Annotated in this window: 19 protein-coding genes, 2 tRNA genes and 5 pseudogenes; 19 read left to right on the top strand and 7 right to left on the bottom strand. The window is 68.1% G+C overall.

The window, feature by feature from the left end; translation table 11 throughout:
* Nucleotides 1–71: 71 nt before the first annotated feature.
* The 4 genes and pseudogenes from OJJOAM_RS21120 to OJJOAM_RS21135 all read right to left on the bottom strand — a co-directional run bounded on the left by OJJOAM_RS21120 (nucleotide 72) and on the right by OJJOAM_RS21135 (nucleotide 4,046).
* Entirely contained in the window at nucleotides 72–443 is a 372-nt protein-coding gene (locus tag OJJOAM_RS21120) for an EamA family transporter (RefSeq protein ID WP_422649712.1), read from the bottom strand.
* A pseudogene (locus tag OJJOAM_RS21125) lies at nucleotides 440–2,216 on the bottom strand (glycosyltransferase family 39 protein). The gene OJJOAM_RS21120 and the pseudogene OJJOAM_RS21125 overlap by 4 nt, the downstream one beginning before the upstream one ends.
* A 411-nt stretch (nucleotides 2,217–2,627) precedes the next feature.
* Entirely contained in the window at nucleotides 2,628–2,918 is a 291-nt protein-coding gene (locus tag OJJOAM_RS21130) for an amino acid ABC transporter permease (protein ID WP_422649713.1), read from the bottom strand.
* Between the two features lie 183 nt (nucleotides 2,919–3,101).
* Nucleotides 3,102–4,046: an amino acid ABC transporter substrate-binding protein gene (locus tag OJJOAM_RS21135; protein ID WP_422649714.1), complete on the bottom strand. Its 945-nt coding sequence runs from the start codon at nucleotides 4,044–4,046 to the stop codon at nucleotides 3,102–3,104.
* A 245-nt stretch (nucleotides 4,047–4,291) separates the two neighbouring features.
* Between OJJOAM_RS21135 and OJJOAM_RS21140 the strand changes: the two are divergent.
* From OJJOAM_RS21140 to OJJOAM_RS21170, 7 genes and pseudogenes are all read left to right on the top strand, one after another.
* Nucleotides 4,292–5,185 (top strand): annotated as a pseudogene (locus tag OJJOAM_RS21140) (acyltransferase family protein); the annotation flags it as partial.
* 376 nt (nucleotides 5,186–5,561) lie between these two features.
* Nucleotides 5,562–6,800 (top strand): GTP cyclohydrolase II, encoded by a 1,239-nt coding sequence (locus tag OJJOAM_RS21145; RefSeq protein ID WP_422649715.1) that lies wholly within the window; start codon nucleotides 5,562–5,564, stop codon nucleotides 6,798–6,800.
* Nucleotides 6,797–8,119, top strand: a complete 1,323-nt coding sequence (locus OJJOAM_RS21150) for a URC4/urg3 family protein (protein ID WP_422649716.1) — start codon at nucleotides 6,797–6,799, stop codon at nucleotides 8,117–8,119. Before OJJOAM_RS21145 ends, OJJOAM_RS21150 begins: the two co-directional genes overlap by 4 nt.
* A 219-nt stretch (nucleotides 8,120–8,338) precedes the next feature.
* Nucleotides 8,339–8,957: pseudogene (gene upp, locus OJJOAM_RS21155) on the top strand (uracil phosphoribosyltransferase).
* 213 nt (nucleotides 8,958–9,170) lie between these two features.
* Nucleotides 9,171–9,623 (top strand): annotated as a pseudogene (locus OJJOAM_RS21160) (TetR/AcrR family transcriptional regulator); the annotation flags it as partial.
* A 366-nt stretch (nucleotides 9,624–9,989) separates the two neighbouring features.
* Nucleotides 9,990–11,297, top strand: coding sequence for an amidohydrolase family protein (locus OJJOAM_RS21165; protein WP_422651004.1), 1,308 nt, complete (start codon nucleotides 9,990–9,992; stop codon nucleotides 11,295–11,297).
* A gap of 103 nt (nucleotides 11,298–11,400) precedes the next feature.
* Nucleotides 11,401–11,487 (top strand) — tRNA-Leu (locus OJJOAM_RS21170).
* 456 nt (nucleotides 11,488–11,943) lie between these two features.
* On the opposite strand, the gene OJJOAM_RS21175 is transcribed toward OJJOAM_RS21170, so the two are convergent.
* The gene (locus OJJOAM_RS21175; RefSeq protein ID WP_422649717.1) at nucleotides 11,944–12,471 is read right to left on the bottom strand and encodes a hypothetical protein; all 528 of its coding nucleotides are present in this window, start codon (nucleotides 12,469–12,471) and stop codon (nucleotides 11,944–11,946) included.
* Between OJJOAM_RS21175 and OJJOAM_RS21180 the strand changes: the two genes are divergently transcribed.
* The 3 genes from OJJOAM_RS21180 to ampC all read left to right on the top strand — a co-directional run bounded on the left by OJJOAM_RS21180 (nucleotide 12,464) and on the right by ampC (nucleotide 14,678).
* Nucleotides 12,464–12,871, top strand: coding sequence for a hypothetical protein (locus OJJOAM_RS21180; RefSeq protein ID WP_187829065.1), 408 nt, complete (start codon nucleotides 12,464–12,466; stop codon nucleotides 12,869–12,871). The genes OJJOAM_RS21175 and OJJOAM_RS21180 overlap by 8 nt on opposite strands.
* Nucleotides 12,872–13,084: 213 nt before the next feature.
* A tRNA-Arg gene (locus tag OJJOAM_RS21185) sits at nucleotides 13,085–13,161 on the top strand.
* Between the two features lie 335 nt (nucleotides 13,162–13,496).
* Nucleotides 13,497–14,678, top strand: coding sequence for a class C beta-lactamase (ampC, locus tag OJJOAM_RS21190; RefSeq protein ID WP_422649718.1), 1,182 nt, complete (start codon nucleotides 13,497–13,499; stop codon nucleotides 14,676–14,678).
* Between the two features lie 220 nt (nucleotides 14,679–14,898).
* Here the strand turns inward: ampC and OJJOAM_RS21195 are convergent, their stop codons facing one another.
* Nucleotides 14,899–16,278, bottom strand: a complete 1,380-nt coding sequence (locus OJJOAM_RS21195) for a sensor histidine kinase (RefSeq protein WP_422649719.1) — start codon at nucleotides 16,276–16,278, stop codon at nucleotides 14,899–14,901.
* Between the two features lie 176 nt (nucleotides 16,279–16,454).
* Nucleotides 16,455–17,114, bottom strand: a pseudogene (locus OJJOAM_RS21200) (response regulator transcription factor); the annotation flags it as partial.
* A gap of 762 nt (nucleotides 17,115–17,876) precedes the next feature.
* Between OJJOAM_RS21200 and OJJOAM_RS21205 the strand changes: the two are divergent.
* The 9 genes from OJJOAM_RS21205 (at nucleotide 17,877) to OJJOAM_RS21245 (ending at nucleotide 22,888) form a co-directional block, all read left to right on the top strand.
* Nucleotides 17,877–18,602 (top strand): helix-turn-helix transcriptional regulator, encoded by a 726-nt coding sequence (locus OJJOAM_RS21205; RefSeq protein WP_422649720.1) that lies wholly within the window; start codon nucleotides 17,877–17,879, stop codon nucleotides 18,600–18,602.
* Between the two features lie 4 nt (nucleotides 18,603–18,606).
* Nucleotides 18,607–18,831, top strand: a complete 225-nt coding sequence (locus OJJOAM_RS21210) for an EscF/YscF/HrpA family type III secretion system needle major subunit (protein WP_422649721.1) — start codon at nucleotides 18,607–18,609, stop codon at nucleotides 18,829–18,831.
* 44 nt (nucleotides 18,832–18,875) lie between these two features.
* Nucleotides 18,876–19,160 (top strand): DUF1039 domain-containing protein, encoded by a 285-nt coding sequence (locus OJJOAM_RS21215; RefSeq protein ID WP_422649722.1) that lies wholly within the window; start codon nucleotides 18,876–18,878, stop codon nucleotides 19,158–19,160.
* A 27-nt stretch (nucleotides 19,161–19,187) separates the two neighbouring features.
* Entirely contained in the window at nucleotides 19,188–19,514 is a 327-nt protein-coding gene (gene sctI, locus OJJOAM_RS21220; protein WP_422649723.1) for a type III secretion system inner rod subunit SctI, read from the top strand.
* Nucleotides 19,511–19,801, top strand: coding sequence for a hypothetical protein (locus tag OJJOAM_RS21225; protein ID WP_422649724.1), 291 nt, complete (start codon nucleotides 19,511–19,513; stop codon nucleotides 19,799–19,801). The genes sctI and OJJOAM_RS21225 overlap by 4 nt, the downstream gene beginning before the upstream one ends.
* Complete coding sequence (locus tag OJJOAM_RS21230; protein ID WP_422649725.1) at nucleotides 19,768–20,436, top strand: hypothetical protein; 669 nt, start codon at nucleotides 19,768–19,770, stop codon at nucleotides 20,434–20,436. Before OJJOAM_RS21225 ends, OJJOAM_RS21230 begins: the two co-directional genes overlap by 34 nt.
* Entirely contained in the window at nucleotides 20,343–20,867 is a 525-nt protein-coding gene (locus OJJOAM_RS21235; protein WP_422649726.1) for a type III secretion system domain-containing protein, read from the top strand. Before OJJOAM_RS21230 ends, OJJOAM_RS21235 begins: the two co-directional genes overlap by 94 nt.
* A 201-nt stretch (nucleotides 20,868–21,068) precedes the next feature.
* Nucleotides 21,069–21,800, top strand: a complete 732-nt coding sequence (locus OJJOAM_RS21240; RefSeq protein ID WP_422649727.1) for a hypothetical protein — start codon at nucleotides 21,069–21,071, stop codon at nucleotides 21,798–21,800.
* Nucleotides 21,797–22,888, top strand: coding sequence for a TyeA family type III secretion system gatekeeper subunit (locus OJJOAM_RS21245; RefSeq protein ID WP_422649728.1), 1,092 nt, complete (start codon nucleotides 21,797–21,799; stop codon nucleotides 22,886–22,888). The genes OJJOAM_RS21240 and OJJOAM_RS21245 overlap by 4 nt, the downstream gene beginning before the upstream one ends.
* The last annotated feature ends 8 nt before the right edge of the window (nucleotides 22,889–22,896 follow it).

The raw sequence follows: 22,896 nt of genomic DNA on the forward strand, positions 1-22,896 counted from the left end.
GTCGGGCAGGCGTGATCGAGAAAGCGTGGTCGAGAAAGCGCGGTCGACAACAAAGCGGTCGGGAACACCGTTCACGAACGCGCGATCAGGAACACGCCGGCCAGGATCAGCAGGATGCCGGCCATCCGCAATGGTCCGATCATCTCACCGAACAGCCACCATGCGGCCACCGCGTTGACCACATAGCCGAGGGACAGCATCGGGTAGGCCATCGATACATCGACGCGTGACAGACCGACGATCCACACCGCGACGCTGGCGACGTAGAGGCCCAGTCCGGCCAGCACCGGCCATTGGGCCAGCACGCGCAGCGCGGTATCGAACAGCGTGGTGCGGTCCAGCGCGATCGCGCCGACCGCGTTGACGCCGGCCTTGAGCAGCAGTTGCGCGCAGGCGTTCAGCAGCACGCCGGTCAGGATGAAAGCGAAGGTGGTGATCGTCATCGGTTGGAAGGGGAAGCGGGCGCGGCGGGCGCCGCGGGCGTGGCCGGGGCAGCGAGCGCGGGCGGCGGAGCGAAATTGGTGACCACGACGCGGCGTACGTCTTCGGCGACCCGATACATGGGCAACGCCTGAGGCCTGCAATCTGGTGTACATCTCCGGCGACATGATCGCGACCGCGGGCCGGCCGTTGCGCCACGTCTGTTCGAACGCCTCCAGCGTCGGAATCCATTTGTCCGGTTCCTGCTGCAGGCCGAACTGCAGTTCGTCGGGATGCCAGACCAGCGTCAGCGGATGGCGCAGGTAGAACGGCAGCGTGTGGTCGAGCATGCCGACACCGTAGAACGGCATGTCGTCCTTCAGCACTCGCTCAATCGCGGGCACCAGGTCGATGCCGGAGGTGCGACGGCCCATCACCTCATGGCCGAGCAGCGCGACCGTGAAGCTGGTGTAAATCGCCAGGCCGTAGACCACGATGCTGGCCAGCCTGCCGTTGCGCCGCGCCAGCCAGTGGGCGAGCAGCACGCCGGCGAACATCACGACGAAGGCGGCGCCGATCCACAGCGCGAAGATCCGGTAATAGGCATTCGGCGTGTTGTCGGAATCGAGCGTGGCCACCACCGGCGTGGCGGCGAGCCCGAGCACCGAGACGGCCAGCATCAGCAGCACCAGGCGCCGCCAGCCGGTGTCACCGATGCGGTCCAGCGCGACGCCGGCCAGCATGCCCAGCGCCGGGAAGATCGGCACGATGTAGCCGGGCAGCTTGGAGTTCGACAGGCTGAAGAAGACGAAGATGGCGCCGGCCCAGACCAGCATCAGCAGGGCTGGGCGCAGCGGGACGGCATTTGCCGGCTCCCCCGCCTGCGTCGCCTGCGCGGCCTCGGTCCGCTCGCGCCGCACGGCGCCCCAGATGCCCGGCACCAGCGCCAGCCACGGCAGGAAGCCGGCCAGCAGCAAGGGCACGAAGTACCACACCGGCCCCTGTCGATGATGGACGCTGGTCGTATAGCGCTGCCAGTGCTCGTGGATGAAGAAGAAGCGCAGGAATTCCGGATTGCGCTCGGCGATCAGCCAGAACCACGGCACGGTGATCGCCAGCAGCAGCGCGGCGCCCCACACGAGATGCAGGCGGCGCCACAGCCCGAAGTCGCGCGTGATGGCGGTGTAGACCACCAGCACCAGCCCAGGCAGCGCGATGCCGATCAGGCCCTTGGTCAGGATGGCGACGCCCATCGCGGCCCAGCAGCCAAGCATCCAGCCGCGCCGCGCGGCCGGGGTGGTGGCCGGATGCTGCGCCAGCAGCATGCAGGCCAGCACGCAGGCGAGCGCGCCGGCGAGCGTCATGTCCAGCGAATTGAAGTGCGCGGCGACGCTCCACATCGGCGCCGCGGCCAGCGCCAGGCCGGTCAGCCAGCCGGCGCGCGCGCCGAACCAGCGGCCGGCCGCCCACATCGACGCCAGCAGGCCGATGAAGCCGGACAGCGCCACGCACAGCCGCGCCTGCCATTCGCCGAGCCCGAAGGCGGTATAGGAGAGCGCCGTCACCCAAAGGTGAAAGGGCGGCTTCTCGAAATACTTGACGCCGTTGTAGCGGATCGTGACCCAGTCGCCGCTGGCGAACATCTCGCGGGCGATCTCGGCATAGCGGCCTTCGTCGGAGCGCAACAGGTGGCGGGCGTCCAGCGTCCCGAACCAGAGCAGGACGATATACAGGACGACCAGGGCAATCACCGCCGCGGACAAGCCGGCGGCGCGCGTGGTCGGGGAACGGCGCATGAAACTCCTGAAACGGTGCTGCGCGGCCGCGGCCGCTTGCTGACAACCCGCTACGGAGCGCTGCGCTCCGTGTGGTGCATACGACGCCTATGTCAACGGCGAAGTTCGCATTTTGTGCGAAAGCTATGACGGCTGATACCGAAAAATGTCCTACATCGGGCTGTGCCCAAGCGCTTTTTCCGGCTCGGGACATATGTCCTGTGGCGTCTATTTCACTTTTGTCACCTCGCACTGGTCGGCACGCGCCGTCGCACCGGTCGGCACGGCGACGGAACGGTCGGCACGCGGGAACCCGGGCCGCGGACGCGCGTACGCACGGGCGGCGCACGGACGCAAAAAAACCCGCCGGCAGCGGGTTCGTGAATACGCCATCGGGACGGGCCGCCCCCGGGCTGGCCCGTCGGGCCGATGTCAGTTCGCCGGCTTGGCGGGCTTGGCCTTCTTCGCCTTGTGGCCGTTCTTCTTGCCTTCGTCCTGGCTCGGCGCGAGATCGGCGCGCGTGCTCTGGTTGGTGCCCTGGGTGTAGGGATCGAACTTGTCGCCGGCTTTCGCCCCCTGGCTGTAGGGGTCGAACTTCTCGCCCGCCTTGGCGCCTTGCGAGTACGGGTCGAACTGCTTCTTGCCGCCGGTGTTCTGGGCGTGCACCGCCAGCGAGGCGGTGCCGATGCACAGCGCGATGGCCGTCGCGACGAACTTGCTCATGGTGTCTCCTCGAAAGTTGCCGTCCATCGGATGGGCGGCTGACGATGGGCAGGCGCCGACGCGCCGCCCGCGCCAGTGTCTCCAACCTGTCTCGCGGCTGTCAAGCAAGTCACACCGGGCGTCGCGGCAGCGTCAGCCTCATGGAAAGCGAGGATTGCCGGGAACACCGCCGCCGGTATGCGCCTATTCCGTCACGGCGTCGGACGGGTCCTTCCACGCCTGCCGAACCTCGGCCGACGGGGCGAGCGCCAGGTTGATGCCGCGTCCGCCGATCGGCTTCTGGAACCAGCGCTGCTGCAGCGCCTCGATCTGCGGGCCGCGATAGACGCCGGCCAGGGTCTCGTCGACCAGCCGCTTCCATGCCGGGTCCGACTTCGACAGCATCAGCGCGTTCTGCTCGACCGACAGCGCGGGACCGACGATCACGAATTGCGATGGATCCTTGGCGCGGGCGCGCAGCCCGGCCAGCAGCACGTCGTCCATCACGAAGGCCTGGGCGCGGCCGGACTCGAGCAGCAGGAACGATTCGCCGTGGTCCTTGGCGTAGACGTCGCGATAGCCGTACTGGCCCTTGAGCCGGCGCACGTGGCGGTCGCCGGTCGAGCCGGCGCTCGTCACCACGGTCTTGCCGCGCAGGTCGTCGAGCGAGTCGATGCCCGCATCGGCGCGCACCAGCATCCGCACGGTCGACACGTAGTGCGAGACGCTGAAGGCCACCTGCTTCTGGCGCTCCAGCGTATTGGTGTTCGGCGCGCAGTCGAGGTCGACCAGGCCGTTGACGATGGCGGGGATGCGGTTCTGCGGGGTCAGCGGCATCCAGCGCACCTTCAGGTCCTTCAGTCCAAGTGCCTGGCGGGCGCCCTCGGCCGCGCGCAGGCACAGGTCGACCGCATAGCCGGCCGGCTGGCCCTTGTCGTCGGCGAACGAGAACGGCAGCGCGGACTCGCGATAGCCGAGCACGATGGTGCCGCTGGAGCGGATCTTGTCGATGACCGGACCGTGCAGCGCCTCGGCGCCGGCGGCGTGGGCGGTCCCGGTGCCGAGCAGGGTGGCAGCGAGCAGGACCGGGCGGAGCGAACGAAGAGGGCGACCGAAAGAGCGAGGGAAGGCGCGGAGGGAAGACAGCATGGCGAGGCGATAGAAAACAGCAAAGACCAAAGGGTAGCGATAGGGATGGGTCAGGGGGAAGGACAACTTCGTCATAAGTAAATACCCTAGGTCGATGCGATGACGCGGGCACAATGACCGGTCCAACATGGCGGCGCCGGCACCTGCACCCGGGTACAATCCCGGGCCACGCGCCCGGTGCCGCGTCGCGCACGGGCGCGTCGGTGCTGGGCAGCGATTACCGTTCGCTTCCTGTTTAGTCATCCATGTCTTCGCAACCCGCGCGCCTGGCCGGCATCGATGCGCTCAAGGCCATCGGCTCGCAACTGATCGTGCTGCACCATCTGGCCTTCTACGGGCCGATGTCCGATGCGGCCCATTCCCTCGCCCCCGCCCTGATCGACTGGCTCGCCGACTACGCGCGCATCGCCGTCCAGCTCTTCCTGGTGATCGGCGGCTTCCTGGCGGCGCGCAGCCTGGCGCCCGACGGCGTGCTGCGCACGTCCCGGCCGCTGGCGGCGCTGCTGCGGCGCTATCGCAAGCTCGCCGTGCCCTTCGCCGCGGCGATTGGCTTGGCCATCGTCGCGGCAGCGCTGGCGCGGCAGGGCATGGACCATCCCTCGATTCCGGCGCCGCCGCAATGGGGCCAGCTGCTGGCGCATCTGCTGCTGTTGCATGACGTGCTCGATATCGACGCGCTGTCCGCGGGCGTCTGGTATGTCGCGATCGACTTCCAGCTGTTCGGGCTGCTGTTGCTGACGCTATGGCTGGCGCGCCTGCTGCCCACCGGCTGGCGTGTCCGCGTGGGCGTGGCGCTGGTGGCGGCGCTCGGCGTGGCCTCGCTGTTCTGGTTCAACCGCGACGCGGACTGGGACATGTGGGCGATCTATTTCTTCGGCGCCTACGGGCTCGGCGTGCTCGGCTACTGGGCGTCGAATCCCGGACGTTCCGGCTGGTGGCTCGCGGCGCTTGCCGCGGTCGCCATCGCCGCGCTGATGGTCGATATGCGCTCGCGCATCGCGCTGGCGGTCGTCGTCGCACTGTGGCTGGCGCTCGCACGGCGCGGCGGCTGGCTGTCGGCGTGGCCGCGCGGCCGCGTCTTCGCGACGTTCGGCGCGATCTCGTACTCGGTGTTCCTGGTGCACTTCCCGATCTGCCTGCTGGTCAACAGCGTGATGTCGCAGCTGGCCCCCGGCATGCCGTGGCTGAACGCGGCCGGCATGGCGATGGCGTGGCTGGCCAGCAACGCCGCCGGAGCGCTTTTTTACCGATATGTCGAATCGCGCGACCCCCCTCGCGTCGCTCGGCAAGTTGTTGTTGCGCAACCGTACGGGGCTCGCCGGCTAGCAGGCGTTGCCTGCCTGCAACATCGGCGGCGCCGCACGATACGTGGGCGCCGCATGAACCGTTGTTGTGCCGCGATTGGTGAGGGAGCGTACTCAAAAGGGGAAAACGCCCATACGCGCTTGGCATGGCGATTGCCTACCATCAAGGTAAACCTGACCGTTTGGTCAGGATTCACGCCCCGAGGCTGCCATGTCCGATCACATCGTCCTGACCTCGCACGCACGCCGCGACAAGCCGGCAGAGCCGATCCACTGGGGGGCGCCGACCGCGGCCGAGCGCGGACCCGTGATCGCGACGCTGACCAATCCGGCGCATCGCAACGTGATCGGGACGCATGCCGGCGCCTACGCGGTCTATCGCGCGCTGGCCGTCGCTTCAGGCACGCTGCAGCGCGACCATCGCCCCGACCTGACCGACACCGCGCCCGCCGAGCCGATCGGACCGCATCCGCAATGGGGCGATCCCGACAAGATCGTGTCGCTGGACCCGTGGGGCCATCTGGTCTCCACCGTCTTCGCCGACCGCATCGCGGCCGGCGTCGACATCCGGCCGACCATCGCCGTCACCCGCGCCCATATCAACATGCCGGAACTGATGGCGGCGATCGCCGCCGGCCGGCTGATTCCCGACGGCAGGATCCTGTTTGCCAACGGCGACGTGCGGGTAACCAAGGCCGCCGTCGATCCCGTCTGGTATCTGCCCGGCATGGCGCGCCGCTTCGGCATCAAGGAAAGCGCGCTGCGCCGCAGCCTGTTCGAGCAGACCAGCGGCATGTTCCCCGAGCTGGTGACCCGTCCCGATCTGAAGGTCTTCCTGCCGCCGATCGGCGGCATGACGCTGTATTTCTTCGGCGACGTCAGCCAGCTGGGCAAGCCGCAGACCCCTGTCGCCTGCCGCGTGCACGACGAATGCAACGGATCGGACGTGTTCGGGTCCGACATCTGTACGTGCCGCCCGTACCTGGCGCACGGTATCGAGGTGTGCATCGAGATGGCGCAGCAGGGCGGGGTCGGACTGGTGGTCTACAACCGCAAGGAAGGCCGCGCGCTGGGCGAGGTCACCAAATTCCTGGTCTACAACGCGCGCAAGCGGCAGGTCGGCGGCGACCGCGCCGAAACCTATTTCGCGCGGACCGAATGCGTGGCCGGCGTGCAGGACATGCGCTTCCAGGAGCTGATGCCCGATGTCTTCCACTGGCTGGGCATCCGTCGCATTGATCGCTGGGCCTCGATGAGCAATATGAAACACGGCGCGCTGGTCGCGCAGGGAATCGAAGTGGTCGAGCAGGTGCCGATTCCCGATGCGCTGATTCCGGCCGATGCGAGGGTGGAGATCGACGCCAAGGTGGCGGCGGGCTACTTCACCCGTTACACGCCTCCGGACGCCACCGAACTGACGGTGGCCAAGGGCAGGGGACTGGACGAATGACAGAACGAAACGATGCGGCATCGATGGGCGCGGCGGGGCAAGCCGGCGCGCAGGCCCGTGCTTCGCGCGAGGGCTGGCAAGGCTGGGTGGAACCCGATCATCCGGCGTCGGCGTTGTTGACGGCGCAGGCGGTGCGCGCGCGCTGCGCCGCGGTGACGGCCGCGGTGGCGGCCGGCGATTCGCAGTGGTTCCGCTGGCATCCCGAGCGGGTCCCGGCGATCGCCGACTATGTGGCGACCACCATCCGCTCGCGCTACCGCGATCTGCAGGTGCCCTACCACAGCCGCTGGCGCCATTTCGAAAGCGGCGGACCGGGCGAGCTGCGCGACCGCTGGGGCATCCTGTGCGAACGCGCGGCGCTGACCGGCGACGATCATCGCGAAGAGCGCGCGCGCATCGGCATCGACCTGGTGATTCCGAGCGTGCTGCTCGACGCGGGCGCCGGGCCCGACTGGCGCTACCGCGACCCGGCCAGCGACCTGAGCCTGAGCCGCTCCGAAGGGCTGGGCGTGGCGAGCTTCGACCTGTTCGCGCGCGGCGGTTTTTCCGCGACGCCGGACGAGCCGTTGCGTTCGGATGCCGAGCGGCTGGCGCAGATCGACCCCTCGACGCTGGCCACTGCCTTCCAAGTCGCGCAGCACAATCCGCTGGTCGGCCTCGAGGGCCGCGCGGGTCTGGTGCGCCGGCTCGGCAAGGTCGCGCAGGCCACGCCGGCGGTGTTCGGCGAGCCGGCAAGACTCGGCAACCTGTTCGACTATCTGAAGGCGCATGCCACCGAGGGGCGCATCGACGCGGCGTTCGTGCTGCGCACGCTGCTGGTCGCGCTGGGGCCGGTCTGGCCGGGGCGGCTGCAGCTCGACGGCGTGTCGCTCGGCGATTGCTGGCGCCATCCGGCCAGCCCCGACGGCCTGGTGCCCTTCCACAAGCTGACGCAGTGGCTGACCTACTCGCTGCTCGAGCCACTGGAGGACGGCGGCCTGACGGTGACCGGACTCGATGCGCTGACCGGCCTGCCCGAATATCGCAACGGCGGGCTGCTGTACGACTTCGAGCTGATGGTGCCGCGCGATGCTAGCTTTGCCGAGGCGGTGCACCGGGTCGACGAGCCCGCCATCGTCGAATGGCGCGCTTTGACGGTGACCGGCCTGGACCTGGTCGCCGAGGCCACGCGGCAAGCGCTGGGCCTGTCCGCCGAGGCCTTTCCGCTGGCGCGCGTGCTGGAGGGCGGTACCTGGGCGGCGGGCCGGCGCATCGCGGCCAAGCGCCGGCCGGGCGGTCCGCCGCCGTTCGCGATCGACAGCGACGGCACCGTGTTCTGAGTTCCTGAGCCCGTGCAGGGCGCGGCTGTCGCAAACGCTACGCGCCTGCACGCCGTCGTTCCGCCCCGGCCGCACCCGGCCACGGCCGCATCGAGGAGTGCCATCGCGACCGCCCTGTCTGCCGATCTGTCCGTCGATCCGTCCGTGGCGCTGTCCACGGGGCTGCCCACGGGATTGCCCGCGGGCGTGCCGCCCATTGCGCCAGCCCCCGCTTCCGTGATGGTGGTCGACCACCCGCTGGTCCAGCACAAGGTCACGCTGGTGCGCAGCGAGGACACCACTACCGACAACTTCCGCCGCCTGGTGCGCGAGATCGCGCAGCTGCTGACCTACGAGGCCACGCGCGACCTGGCGATGGAGACCGTGGCGATCAAGACGCCGATCGCGCCGATGCAGTCGCCGATGCTGTCCGGCAAGAAGCTGTGCCTGGTGTCGATCCTGCGCGCGGGCAACGGTTTCCTCGATGGCATGCTCGACCTGCTGCCGGCGGCGCGGGTCGGCCATATCGGCCTGTACCGCGATCCGGAAACGCTGGAGCCGATCGAGTACTACTTCAAGATGCCGGACGATATCCAGGAGCGGCAGGTGATCGTGGTGGACCCGATGCTGGCGACCGGCAATTCCCGCGATCGCCGCGCTGAACCGGCTCAAGGAGGCCGGCGTCACCGCGCTCAAATACGTCTGCCTGATCGCCTCGCGCCCGGGTTTGCGGGCCCTGCAGGCCGCGCATCCCGATGTCGCGATCGTCACCGCCGCGATCGACGAGCAGCTCAACGAGCACGGCTATATCGTGCCGGGGCTTGGCGATGCAGGCGACCGGCTCTACGGCACGCGTTGACGCCATGGCTGCCGGCATGGCTCCGGCCGTGACGACGCTGGCCTTGCACTCGCTGCGCCAAGCCTCGCCATGGACGCGCTAGCTCCCGCCGCGCGCCTGCAGGCGCTGGCCGGCCGCGACGGCAACGCCGGCCGGATCCGCCAGCGCAACGAGGCACGCATCCTGCGTGCCGCCGAAGCGGTGTTCGCGCGGGCCGGCTTTGCCGGCGCCACCATGGCGGAGATCGCCACGCGCGCCGGCGTGCCGAAGTCCAATCTGCACTACTACTTCCGCACCAAGCAGGCGCTCTATCGCGCGGTGCTCGCCAATACGCTGCGGCTGTGGCTGTCGCAGGCCGACATCATCAGCGCCAGGCGCTCGCCGGAGGCCGCGCTCGAGCAGTACATCCGCGCCAAGATGCGGCTGTCGGCGCGCTATCCCGACGCGTCGCGCGTGTTCGCCAACGAGTTGCTGCACGGCGCGCCCGAGATCGGCGACGTGCTGCGCGACGCGCTGCGCAGCCTGGTGGGCCGCAAATCGGTGGTGATCCACGGCTGGATCGCCGCGGGACGGATGGCGCAGATCGATCCGAGCCATCTGTTCTTCACGATCTGGGCCGCCACGCAGACCTATGCCGACTTCGAGGCCCAGATCTGCGCGGTGCTCGGCGTGCAGCGGCTGGAGCGGCGCGACTACGAACGGGCGACCGAGCATCTGATCGCACTGGTGCTGCGCGGCTGCGGCCTGACGCCGCCCGCGCCGGCCCGCGCAGGCCGGCGTGGGGGGCGGTGCGGCGGCATCCGGGGCGGCGGGGGGCGGGCGGGGCGGCCGTGGCGCGCCAAGCAGGGGCGCAGCGGCGCGGCGCTTACCAGGGCAATGCCGATCCCTTGCCGTAAGCGCGCAAGCAATACGTCGAATACGTCGAATACGTCGAATACGTCGAATACGTCGAGCATCCCGAAGACCCCGATCACCGCGATCACCCGGCCCATCCCAAACATCCCGAATATCCGAATATCCCGAATATCCCGAAATATCCCGGAGCTCCCCGACATGCTCGATCTGATCGTTCGCGACTGCAATCTGCCCGACGGCCGCACCGGCATCGACATCGGCATTGCCGACGGCCGCATCGTCGCCGTCGAGCCGGCGCTGCCGGCGCAGGCGGCCGAGCAGATCGACGCCGCGGGCCAGCTGGTGTCGCCGCCGTTCGTCGACGCGCATTTCCATATGGACTCGACGCTGTCGCACGGGCTGCCGCGCGTGAACCAGTCCGGTACCTTGCTCGAGGGCATCGCCCTGTGGGGCGAACTGAAGCCGCTGCTGACGCAGCAGGCGCTGGTCGAGCGCGCGCTCGCATATTGCGACTGGGCGGTGGCGCGCGGCCTGCTGGCGATCCGCTCGCATGTCGATGTCTGCGACCCGCGGCTGCTGGCGGTCGAGGCGCTGCTGCACGTGCGCGAGCAAGTCCGGCCTTACCTCGACCTGCAACTGGTGGCCTTTCCGCAGGACGGCGTGCTGCGCAGCCCCGGTGCGCTCGACAACCTGAAGCGCGCGCTCGACATGGGCGTGCAGGTGGTCGGCGGCATTCCGCATTTCGAGCGGACCATGGCGGACGGCGCGGCGTCGGTGCGGCTGCTGTGCGAGCTGGCCGCCGAGCGCGGGCTGCCCGTCGACATGCATTGCGACGAGACCGACGATCCGATGTCGCGCCACGTCGAGACGCTGGCCGCCGAAACGGTGCGGCTGGGCCTGCAGGGCAGGGTGGCCGGCTCGCATCTGACGTCGATGCATTCGATGGACAACTACTACGTGTCCAAGCTGCTGCCGCTGATGCGCGAGGCCGGCATGGCGGCGATCGCCAACCCGCTGATCAACATCACGCTGCAGGGCCGGCACGACGGCTATCCCAAGCGGCGCGGCATGACACGCGTGCCCGAGCTGCTGGCCGCCGGCGTGCCGGTGGCGTTCGGCCACGACTGCGTGATGGACCCCTGGTATGGGCTTGGCTCGGGCGACATGCTCGAGGTCGCGCAAATGGGCCTGCATGTCGCGCAGATGACGGGACAGCAGGCGATGCGCGCCTGCTTCGACGCGGTCACGCAGACCCCGGCACGAATCCTGGGTTTGACGGACTACGGCATCGCCCCCGGTTGCCGCGCCGACCTGGTGCTGCTGCAGGCCGCCGATCCGGTCGAGGCGCTGCGCCTGCGCGCGACCCGGCTGCTGGTGCTGCGCGCGGGCAAGGTCATCGCCAGCACGCCGCCGGCCACGGCCGCGCTGCGCCTGCCCGGCAGGCCGGAGCGGGTCGACTTCCGCGTCGGTGGCGCGGCGGCGGCGCGGCCGCCGGCATCGGGGTAAATATTTTTTGTGTGAGGGTGTTGACGACCCTCGATGGGATCTGCATAATTGCGGTCTTCGCATCGCAGCAAACGTGACGCAAGACACGGAAGCGGCGAACGAAGCCCAGGTGGCGGAATTGGTAGACGCACTAGGTTCAGGTCCTAGCGGTGGCAACACTGTGGAGGTTCGAGTCCTCTCCTGGGCACCAAAATCCTGAAGAGAAGGCCGTTGCAAATCGCAACGGCCTTCTTTTTCGTCCGCGTTTCGTGCCGTCTTGCTGGCGCGCTTTCGTGGCGCGCTTCCTTCGTGCGTTTCCCCGTCGTATCACCTCCCGCGCCGTCCCCATTCCCTCGGCGATGACCTCCTGTCTCGCCGCCGATTCCCGCCGATTCCCCCCGCGATTCCATATCGCGGCGCGCCGTTTCAGTGCGTGCGCGTGGCCGCTGACGTAGCGCGCGCGAGCGGGCCTTCATCGGGTTGACGCCCCTAACGGTTGCGTTGCCTTTGACCTATGCTCAGATCAAATCGGGCACGCTGACATCAGCCCGAAGGTGGTCGCCATGGACATGGTCTTGTTGTCGAGAGAGAGGAAGACCGGCGTTGCCGCTGGCCGGGCTTGCACAGGCACCAACCATCGAAGGACCTGCCGCTGTCACCGATGGCGCTACGGCTCCTGCGTCGCCATCTTTTTGACCGCGATGGCCCAGGCCGAGAGCGGGCCCCCCGGCAGCGACGGCGGGCTCGGCTGGCAGCCATTGGGCGAGGAAGAGGCCGCCGCGTTGTTGACCGCGCTGGACCCGCCTTCGACATCGCCACCGTCCGATCCCTTCCAGCCGGCGCATTCCGCCGCGGACGCATCCACGCCGCAGCCATCGCTTCCCGAGTCATCGACGCCATCGTCCGCGCCGGTACTGCTCGCCTCGCTGCCGTCATCGTCGGCCTCCGCATCGCTGCCGTCTTCGGCGGTATCGCCGTCGACTTCGGCCTCTGCATCGCCGTCATCTTCAGCCTCCGCATCGCCGCCGTCTCCGGCGCCACGATCCGCGCTGGCACAGATCGCAGCGGAATCCGAGACTGCGATTCGCGCGGCCCTCGCCGCCGAATCACGCGATGGCGCGCGCCGGCCCACATGGCTGCTGCACGCCGACGATGCCGCCTCCGCCAGCGGATTCGTCGATACGCGCGTGCGCACGCTGTCGCTGGCGCTCGACGCGGTGCTGCCGCGCAGCGGGGTCACGATCCAGCCGCGCGTCCAGTTGGCCTACCAGCCCCGCGACGATGGCCTGCCCAACCCCGCGCTGGCCGCGATGCCGGCGGACGACCGGGCGACCGGCCTCGCGGTGCGACTCTACGGCGCGCAGCCGACCCGGCTGGCCGGGGTCTATCCCTTCGTCGAGGCCGACCTTTGGCAGGACAGCAGCCGCAAGACCATCAACATCAACGGCACCCGCATCGACACCGATCTGCTGCGCGGCCTGTTCTCGTTCAATATCGGCGCGCATGGCAGCACGCGCGGCGGCGTCAAGATCTGGGTCAAGGTCAAGACCGGCCGCAATGCGGGCGGCATCATCGGTGCGCGCTATCGGTGGTGATTGCTGGTGGCGACTGCTGGTGGTGACCGGTGGCGACTGCCGGTGGTGACCGCTGGTGGTGGCCGCTGGTGGTGGCCGCTGGTGGTGGCCGCTGGTGGGGACTGCCGATGGGACTGCCGATGGACTGCCGGTAGCGACGGCGGGGCCGGAGCATCGGCTCGCAAAAAAGGGCTTGCGTTCCCACGCCACTGCGATACAATTGCGCCCTCGCGTGCGGCTGTAGCTCAGTTGGATAGAGTACTTGGCTACGAACCAAGGGGTCGTGGGTTCGAATCCTGCCAGCCGCGCCACCTATACGAAGGGCTTCCATCACTGGAAGCCCTTTTTCTTTGCCTCCGCGCTTTGCGCTTCGGCTTGGCGCTCCCTCTTTGCCCCCCGCCTTTGCGGTCGGTCTTTGCCTCGCCCTTTGCGCTCATGGCGCAGGCATCGCCGCGCCATCGCCGCCGATTCCGGCATGCTCACCCTGCGACGTCCCCCCTGAGGTGACAGCCGTTACAGCGCGGCTCGACACGGTGCTGCCGGCATTCCCTACACTGCGGCCATACCGATTCACGCGACGCCAATCTGCCGGCAATCCGAATTCCGCAGCCCGCATCCCGCATAGCGCATCCTGCCCCGCATAGCCATGAAATCATCGAAGCCGCTGTTCCCACTGGTGGTCGGCCTGCTTACCTCCCTGCTTGCCCTGCCTGGCGTCAACGCAGAGGCCTACGCCGCCGAAGACGAGGCGGCCAGGATGGCGGCGATCGTGGATGCCGTCGTCAAGCCCGTGATCGAGCAGCATCGACTTCCGGGGATGGCGATCGGGGTGACCGTCGACGGCAAGCGCTACTTCTACAACTATGGGCAGACCGCGAGGCAGGGCGGCCGGCCGGTGACGAAGGAAACGCTGTTCGAGATCGGCTCGGTCAGCAAGACCTTTGCCGCCACGCTGGCGGCCTACGCCGAGGCGAGCGGCAAGCTGTCGTTGCAGGACCCGGTCAGCCGCCATCTGCCCGCGCTGCGTGGTGGCCCCTTCGACAAGGTCACGCTGCTCCATCTCGGCACGCATACCTCAGGGTTGCCGCTCGCGGTGCCGGAGCGGATCGACAGCGAGCGCGGCATGCTCGAATACCTGTCGGCATGGCGCCCGCCTTATCCGGTCGGCACGCATCGCGTCTATTCGAACAATGGCATCGGACTGCTCGGCGCGATTGCGGCGAACCGTCTCGGCGGGCCGTACAGCGAGCTGATCCGCACGATCGTGTTCGAGCCGCTCGGCATGAAGCACAGCCACTTCAAGGTGCCCGCCGACAGGCAGGCCGACTATGCGCAGGGCTATACCGCAACGGATGCGCCGATCCGGATGAAGGAGGGGTATCTGTGGGAGCCCGCCTATGGCATCCGCTCGTCGTCCGGCGACCTGCTGGCCTTTGTCGAAGCGAATATGCCGGGGGCACGCATCGACGACGCGCTGCGCCAGGCGATCGCGCGCACCCACGTGCCGCGCTTTCGCGCAGGGCCCATCACGCAGGACCTGATCTGGGAACAGTATCGCTATCCCGCGACCTTGCAGCAGCTGCTGGCCGGCAACGCGGCGATCCTTCGCGCCGAGGCTGCGACGCCGATCGACGCCGCCGCGCAATCCCGGCAGCCGGCGTATCTGCACAAGACCGGCTCGACCAACGGCTATTCGGCCTATGTCGCGTTCGTGCCGGACAAGCGGATCGGCATCGTGCTGTTGGCCAACAAGGCGTATCCGGTCGATCAGCGGGTGACGATCGGTTACCAGATCCTGTCGCGTGTGGCCGAGCCAGCGAAGCCATAACGCTGCGGCAATCATGCGGCCGCAATCAACGCGCGGCAATCACCCCCAACCAATCCCCCCGGCCAATTCCCGCGGCGAATCCCCGCGGCGAATCCCCCGCGGCCAATCCCCGCGGCCAATCCCCGCGGCCAATCCCCGCGGCCAATCCCCGCGGCGACCCACCGCGGCGATGACCCCGCACCGACCGCGTCAATGAACTCGCGGCGGCACGCCAGCACCGTCATCGATGCGCCAGCGGAAAGCGCACGCGCGCGACCACACCGGATGGCGCGTCGCCTCGGTTGTCGATGCTGGCGTCGCCGCCGTATCGCTCGGCGATCGCCTTGACGATCGCCAGTCCCAGGCCGCTGCCCTCCGTGCCGTGGGCGTCGGCGCGGAAGAAGCGGTCGAACACGCGCGGCAGCGCCTCCGGCGCGACGCCGTTGCCAGTGTCGCGCACTTCGATGCAGCCCAGCCCCGCTTCGCGATAGGCGCGCAGGTCGATCGTGCCGCCGTCGGGTGTGTATTTGATAGCGTTGTCGACCAGGTTGCTCAGTGCGGTGCGCACATCGGCAAGGTTGGCGCGCACCTGCAGGTCCTCCAGTTGCTCGACGCCGAGGTCGATGCCGTGCGCGGCCGCGCGAGGCAAGTGCATCTCGATGACGTCGGGCACCACATCGCGAATGGCCACCGGCTGCGATGAGGTGCGCTCGAGCGGGGCGTCCGCCCGTGCCAGCCGCAGCAGCTGCGAGATCATGCGCGTGCTGCGTGCGATCACCTGCTGCAGCGCGTTGTACTCGCGCAGGCTGTCCGGCTCCGACAGTGTGCGGCCGAGGTTGTCGGCCTGGATCTGCAGCGACGTCAGCGGACTGCGCAGCTCGTGCGCGGCATCGGCGATGAACTTCTTCTCGACCCGCAGCGACTGCGACAGCCGCGTGATCATCAGATTGATCGACTGGACCAGCGGCAGCAGTTCGCGTGGCACCTTGTCGGTCGGCAGGGGCTCCAGGTGGCCGATGTCGAGGCGCGCCGCGCGCTCGCCCAGCGCGCCGACACGGCGCAACGCGCGCCTGACCGTCACGAAGATCGCCAGCCACGCCAGCGGCATCATCACCAGCGCCGGCGTCGCGCTGGCGATCGCCGCGTCTTTCGCGATGCGCTTGCGCGAGGCTTCGCGCTGCGCGACGTTGATGGTCCAGTTCGGGCCGTGCTCCGAGTACACCCGCCACCGTTCCTGGTCGACCGTCTGCGTCGACAATCCCGGCGGCGCCTCGCGGCCGATAGCGATTTGGTCGCTGTCGGGATGGAGCGTCGGCTTCGGCGCGCCGAGCCAGATCTGGATCACGATGCCATCGGATGCGTCGCGATACAGGTAGAGCGGGTCGATTGCCCGCGTCATGTCGTCGCTGACGCGCGCCGCGACTTCCTGCAGGCGGCGGTCGAGCAGTTCATGGATCTCGGAGGTGGCCAGCACGTAGGTCCACGCCGTATGCAGCAGCGCGAAGACGGCGATTACCGTGCTGAGCGCGAGGCTCAGCATCAGGCTCAGCGAACGGTTGCGCGATCGCGCGGCGTGCGGCGCCGGGGACGTGGGGCGATGCAGTGCGGTGTGGGCGGGCATGTGGATCTGGCAGGTACGCGCCGGACTGCTGGCCGCGAGATTCAGCTTGGTGGATCGTTTGGCGGGTCGCTGTCGGGACCGCTCTCGGGATCGCTTGCGGGATGGCTCGGGGCGCCGCGATCCCACGTGCCGGACTCGGGCGCGGCCGGCCCCGTATCGCGCTTGACCTTGTCGCCGCCCAGCAGAACCGTCCAGCCGAGGCCACGCACGTTGCGGATGGCCGATGCGCCGAATTTCTTGCGCACCGAGTAGATCAGCACGTCCACCGCATTGCTTTCGACTTCCTGGCCCCAGCCATAGATCTTTTGCTCGAGCTGATTGCGCGACAGGATCGTGCCCGGCCGTTCGAGCAGCGCCAACATCAACGCGAACTCGCGTGCAGACAGCGTTTCGGTATGGCCGTCCACCGTCAGGCTGCGCGTATCGAGATTGAGGCGGATGGTGTCGTCGCCGAGGCTGGAGGTCGCGTAGCCGGCCTTGCGCCGGAGCACGGCACGCATGCGCGCCAGCAGTTCCGGAACCTCGAAGGGCTTCAGGACGAAATCGTCGGCGCCCGCGTCGAGCCCCTGCACGCGCGTGTCCAGGTCGTCATGGGCCGTCAGGATCAGCAACGGAGTCTGATTGCCCTGCGCCCGCAGCCGCTGCAGCAGATCGAGACCGCCCATGCGCGGCAGGCCGAGGTCGAGCAGGATGATGGTGTAGGAGCCTTGCTCGATCGCGTGCTGGCCGGCGACGCCGTCGCGCACCCAGTCGACGCTGCACTGCATGTTTTCCTTCAGTGCGCGCATCAGGCTGGTGCCGATCTGCAGGTCGTCCTCGATCAGGAGAATGCGCATGGTTTCCGCTCGATACGCGATGTAAAGGATAAGCAGAAGAGACATCGATACGGTGCCGTCCCGCTACGCACAGGCAACGCCGGGGCAACGTCGCGCGCGCTGCGGCTTCACTTATACCGCCGGGGGAATCGGCGAGGGAAGTGGCGCTTGCCCCATGGATGTGCCGTCGATGCTGTCGGCTGTGGAGTGGCCGAATCTCGGCGTGCCATCGCGCTGTCGAAGATCGAAAATCGGGCGCGATTTTCTGATGTACCCGCAGCGACGGAGGGTGACACTTCGCGCCGGTCGGACTCGTTCCCGGCCTCCCCCGCCTCTGCTTTGTCCGCCTGTCACAGGCGGATTTTTTTGCTCGCACGTTTTCCAACATCGTTTCCGACATCTTTCCAACATCAAGTCGGAACGCAAAGCGCGTGATCGCATGTTTGCGCTGTCCGCATCCACGATCGGAAGGTCTTCGACCGTGCGTTCGCGCACGCAAACCGCCGTACGCGTCTCACATTTCGGGTTGCGAGAAAGAAGTTATAAGAAATCGATCAAGACTTTCTCTAAACGATTCGAGTAGACCCTCAAATTCTCAAAGTTCATTCGATAAATGGTTTGATATCGGTGCGCTGTCCGGCGCCGTCCAACGCATCGAATCGAACCCATCGAACCGATCGCTCACGACGCCGGACAGCGACGTCTTTCAGGTCATCACCGGATCGGTATCCGGGTCCGGCGATGGAATGATGCAGCCACTGAGCACGAGTGTTCGAGGGAAAGATGGGGGCAGTCAAGCTAATGATCTTCAGCCGGTCCGGCCGGATCGAGTGCAACGGCGAGACGTACGAGGTGCCGGCATGCAGCCTGGTCTTTACCAACGGCAATGCGACGGCGATTCCGGCGCGCGATGGCATCGATACCTATGTCTTCCATTCGGGGGACTTCCAGGACATCTACCGCGAACTGCATGAGCTCGCGAGCCGTTACCGACGAGGCACGCAGTTCTGGCGGGAACCGGTCAAGCGGATCACGGTGCCGGAGGAAACGATCAACGTGATCCGGCATCTCGGTTCCGCCGAGCCGCGCGCGATGCTGCGCTTCGCCTACGTCTACTGCATGGGAACCGAGCCGGAGTACTTCTCCCGGCTTCTGCACCACCTGATCGACAGCAGCCGCGACTTCTTCGAGTTCATCGAGGAGAACAGCATGAGCGCGTGGCCGGTCACGCAGTACGCCAAGGCGCTCGGCATCCCGGTGCGCAAGCTGAACGTGATGTTCTACGAGAAGTTCGGCGTGTCGGCCAAGAACTGGCTGCTGGAGCGCCGGTTGCAGCGAGCGCGGGAACTGCTGCTGCTGACCTCGATGAAGGTCACCGATATCGCGCAGGAGTGCGGCTTCAACAGCCACGCGCATTTCAGCGTCAGCTTCCGCCGGCGCTACGAGGCGAGTCCTCGGCTGCTCAGGCAGCACCACCAAAGTATCAACGACGCAGCGAACGAGGAATAGAGACATGAGTGTCAACACAAACGCATTGATCGATAGCATCGACGGTCCGGTCGCTTCCGCCAATTTCAACATGGCCGAAGCGGTGCAGCGCGCGGTCAGCACCGGCGAGACCACCGACTTCATCCTTGCCCAGAAGATGACGGCAGCCTTTACCAACATGACCGCGCTGCAAAGCTCGCTGATCAAGGCGGTGCACGACATGATCGCCGGCATCATCCAGAAGATGTAGCCATGAGGCCCTTGCCAAGAGAGGTCAGGCGTCTGCTGGTCGAGTTGGCGTTTGCCGCGGGTAACCAGCGCCTGCTCGGAGAGATCGAGGTGTTTCTCGACACCCTCGACCTGCTGGTGGACGACGAACACGACCGCGCCATCTGCCGCGCGCATCTGTACATGCAAAGCGGCCGGCTTGCCGAGGCGCGTGCCTGCCTGGGCGAGCGCAACGATCCACCGGCTCTGCTGCTGGCGATGCTGATCGCCGCCAGGCGCGATGCCGCGACGACGCCCCGCGTGATATCCCCCCGCCACCCGCACGCGCCACTGAGGCCACTGAGGCGCTGAGGCCACCGAGTTTCGAAGGTTTTCATCATGAATATCGACCCCACCACCGTCGCCGGCCAGATGCTGGCCACCGCCACCAGCAAGGAGCCGGCGGCAGCCGACATCCAGGCGTTCATGGATGCGATGTCCACCCGCGTACCGAAGCCGGAGGCGATTGCCACGGACGCCGTGCGCAAGGCCGATGCCGCGGTCTCCGCACGTGTGCAGACCGTCGGTGCGAGCTCCCCACTGGATCCCGCCACCATGATGCGGACACAGCAGGCACTGCTCGAAATGCGCAACGGCGTCGACCTGATCGCGAAGATCGCCGGGACGCTGTCGCAGTCGATCAACAAGCTGACGACGATGCAATGAAGCGCTTCCGCACGATTGCCCTGGCCGTGCTCGCCGCGGCCACCATGGCCGGTTGCAAGATGACGCTGTACTCGAATGTCGCCGAGGCCGAGGCGAACCAGATGCTGGCCCTGCTGATGCTGCGCCATATCCCCCGCGGAAAAGGTGGTGGAGAAGGGCGGCACGGTGACGCTGCGCGTCGACAAGGGCGAGTTCATCAATGCCGTGGAGGTCCTGCGGCAGAACGGCTTCCCCCCATCACAAGCGGCTCGGCATGGAAGACCTGTTTCCGTCGAACCAGCTGGTGACATCGCCCGCGCAGGAGCGCGCCAAGATGCAGCTGCTCAAGGAGCAGCAGCTCGAAAGCATGATTTCGGCGATGGACGGCGTGATCGGCGCCAAGGTGTCGATCGCACAGAAGGTCGATGAAAACGGCAAGCCGACCGGCGCACCGTCGGCGGCGGTGTTCATCAAGTATTCGCCGCAGTTCAATCTCGCCAACTACGAGGTGCAGATCCGCAGCCTGATCCGCGATGGCGTGCCCGATATCGCGTCGGACCAGATCAGCGTGGTGATGCAGGCCGCCGACTATCGCTATCAGGCACCGGCGGCCGAGGCGCCGCCGTCGCGTTGGCGGCAGTGGCTGCAGGCGCAGCCGGCGCAGGCAGCGGCCGCGGTGGCCGGTGGCGTGCTGGCGCTCTGCGCGATGGCCGGACTGTCGCTCTGGATCGCCCGGCGCAAGGGGGAGTGTCGATGTCTGATGCCGCCAAGGCCGGCGCACGCGCGCAGCAGCGCCTGTGCCCGGCGGTGCAGCGCCTGCACGCGCTGGCGTGGCGACCGGGCGCGGTCATGCACCGCGGGTGGTGGGGCTATCTCGGGCTCGACGCGTGGCGGGACGACTATCGCCGCCATCCCGGCAGCCGCCGCGCGCTCGACGCGCTGATCGTGCAGCGCCGTGGATTCCCGACGGCGCCGCTGCCCGCCGCGCTGTCCGACGAGCAACGCCGCTTGCTGGCCCTGGAGCCGCGGCTGCCGGTGCTGCTCGTCGCGCTGGGAGCCGTCGCCGCGCGCGCCCCCGAACTGCTGCTGCTCGGCGACTACCGGCGGCAATTGCTGGCGATACTGGGCGACGACGGCTGCGACCAGCTCGCCGCGCTGGTGCCGGACGGCAAGGGCCCGTCCCTGAGCCGCCCGCCCGAACAGATTGTCGAATGGCTGCGCGAGCTCGGCAGGCTGTGGCTGGAGCAGACGCTGCCCGGCAGCACCGTCTGGCAGGCGCTGTCGATCTGCCTGCCGCCGCCGGGCGCACTGCTGGCGACGCCGCCGCCCGGTCTTGCGTTGCCGATGCTGTTTCGCCTGGAACGTCTGCTATGAATCCCTTTGGACTGACGATCACCGCGGTCCGCGGTGAATTGCCCGTGGGCGGCGTCGTGCCGGCGGCGACGCTGGACGCGTACATCGACGCGGCCGCCGTGCTTCGCCGCAATCGCTCGCGGGCCGCCGCCGTGCTGCTGGCCAGCCGGCGCCGCCGCGACCAGGCCCGGCTCGAGGCGGCGCAGATCCTCGCCGAGGCGCGTGCCGAAGGCGAGCGGCGCGCGGAGGGCCGCGGCGCGCGCGGCCCACGATGCGATCTGCGAGGACGTGCTGCGCTGGCTGGTGAAGGAGAGCGAGCTCGAGGCGGTCATCGCCGAGCGGCTGGAAGCGCGCTGCCGGACCGTGATCGCCGACGCCGTCGCGTGCTTTGCCGGCGAGGCCGAGCGCTCGGCATTGATCGCGCAGCGCGTGGCCGCCCGTTGGCGCGACGTGTCCTCGCACGGTGCTTTCACCTTGCGGCTGTGTCCCGACGACTTCGCAGCGGTAGCGGCGCGACTGCCGGCGGAGCCGGGATTCACCATCAGCGCCGAGCCGGCGCTGGCTTCCGGCCAGGCGCTGATCGACAGTCCCTACGTGCACCTGCGCATCGATCTTGACCGTCATCTCGCCGTCCTGCTGGCCGCCATTGGCGCCGAGCCGAGCGCGGTAAACCCGCCGGCGGCCGAGCCGGACGCGGTGGAAGGCCACCGAGAACAGCGCGAACAGGTCCCGGATGCGATGGAAGGGAGCCAGCGCAGCCGCCGCGAACAGGACCCGGACACGGTGGAAGGCCACCGCAGCCAGCCCAGCCACCTCCAACAGGACCCGGATGCCCTGGCGAACCATCTGGACGGCCTGATCGCCGATCTGGACGACATGGCGAGAGGCCAGCATTCCCCGCCGCGGCGCGATCCTGGCGTGCCCGATGCCGACCCGGCAGGATGGCCAGCATGAGCCCGAAAGTTCAAGGGCCCAAGCCCGTCATTCCGACCGGTCCGGCGCCGGCGATCCTCCCGGGGCAGGGCGGCGCCACTCCGAGCCGCGGACCACAGCAGGTCAGTCCCGCCCGCTCGGCGATGGATCTCGCGGCGCGCGCCTTGAACGCGTCGCGCCGCCTGCAGGAGGCCGGTCTCACCAATGTGCACTCGTCCAAGCTGCACGCCCTGCTGCGCGGCGATCGCCGCAACGACGCGCTGCTCGCGCGCGCCTTCGTCGGCAAGCTGGCCAAGTCGCTGTTGGCCAACAAGGACCCCCGCATCGAACAGTTGCTGCAGCAGTTCGGCGACATCGAGGACGTCGACAGCCTGCTGGCCGCGATCGAACGCAGCGAGCTGCATCCCGCGGCGATGGCATTGCTGCTCGCCGCGATGGCGCAGCAGCACCGGCCGGGGCGCAAGCGTACCCGTCTGGAGGAAGCCCTGGAGCGGCGGCTCGGCGCCAGCGGCGACTGGGAGCTTGCCATGCTTGGCTGGCTCGAGTTCGGCGCGATGACGCCGGAACTGATGTCGCAACTGAAGTCGCTGTATCAGCGCGCCGATGCGGTGCAGCAGGGCATCGCGGCGTTTCTGGACCAGCTGGCCGGCATCGGCGAGCGCCGGCGCAAGGTCAAGGTACTGATCCGTGCGCTCGGGGCCGAACTCAGCGGCATCGAGGACGACGCCGCCGAGGGCATCAAGCTCGCCGCCGTGGTTCGGGACCTGAAACGCCTGCTGATCTTCCTCGGATGCGAGGAGCAGTGCGGCCGGATAGCGCGGGGCCTCGGTGACCCGCCGATCGAACCCGATTCGGTCTTGCGCCTGCTGATCCGTCTGGTCGACCAGCCCTGGCTCTACCACGATTGGATCCGCGGCGAAGTCGACGGCATGCAGCTGGGCCGCGAGCGCGGCTTCAAGCTGGTCCGCGACCTCGCTCGGCTCGCCAAGCTGCTGCCGGAGCCGTGCTTTCGCGACGACGACCACCGGCAGCAGGTGCTGGCCGCGCTGGCCGAGTTCAACGATCGCGCCGAGAACGCGGACCCTGCAGAGGGCGACGCCACGGGCTGACGCCCCTT

It is taken from the genome of Cupriavidus sp. H18C1 (genome assembly GCF_049311595.1).
Lineage (GTDB): Bacteria > Pseudomonadota > Gammaproteobacteria > Burkholderiales > Burkholderiaceae > Cupriavidus > Cupriavidus cauae.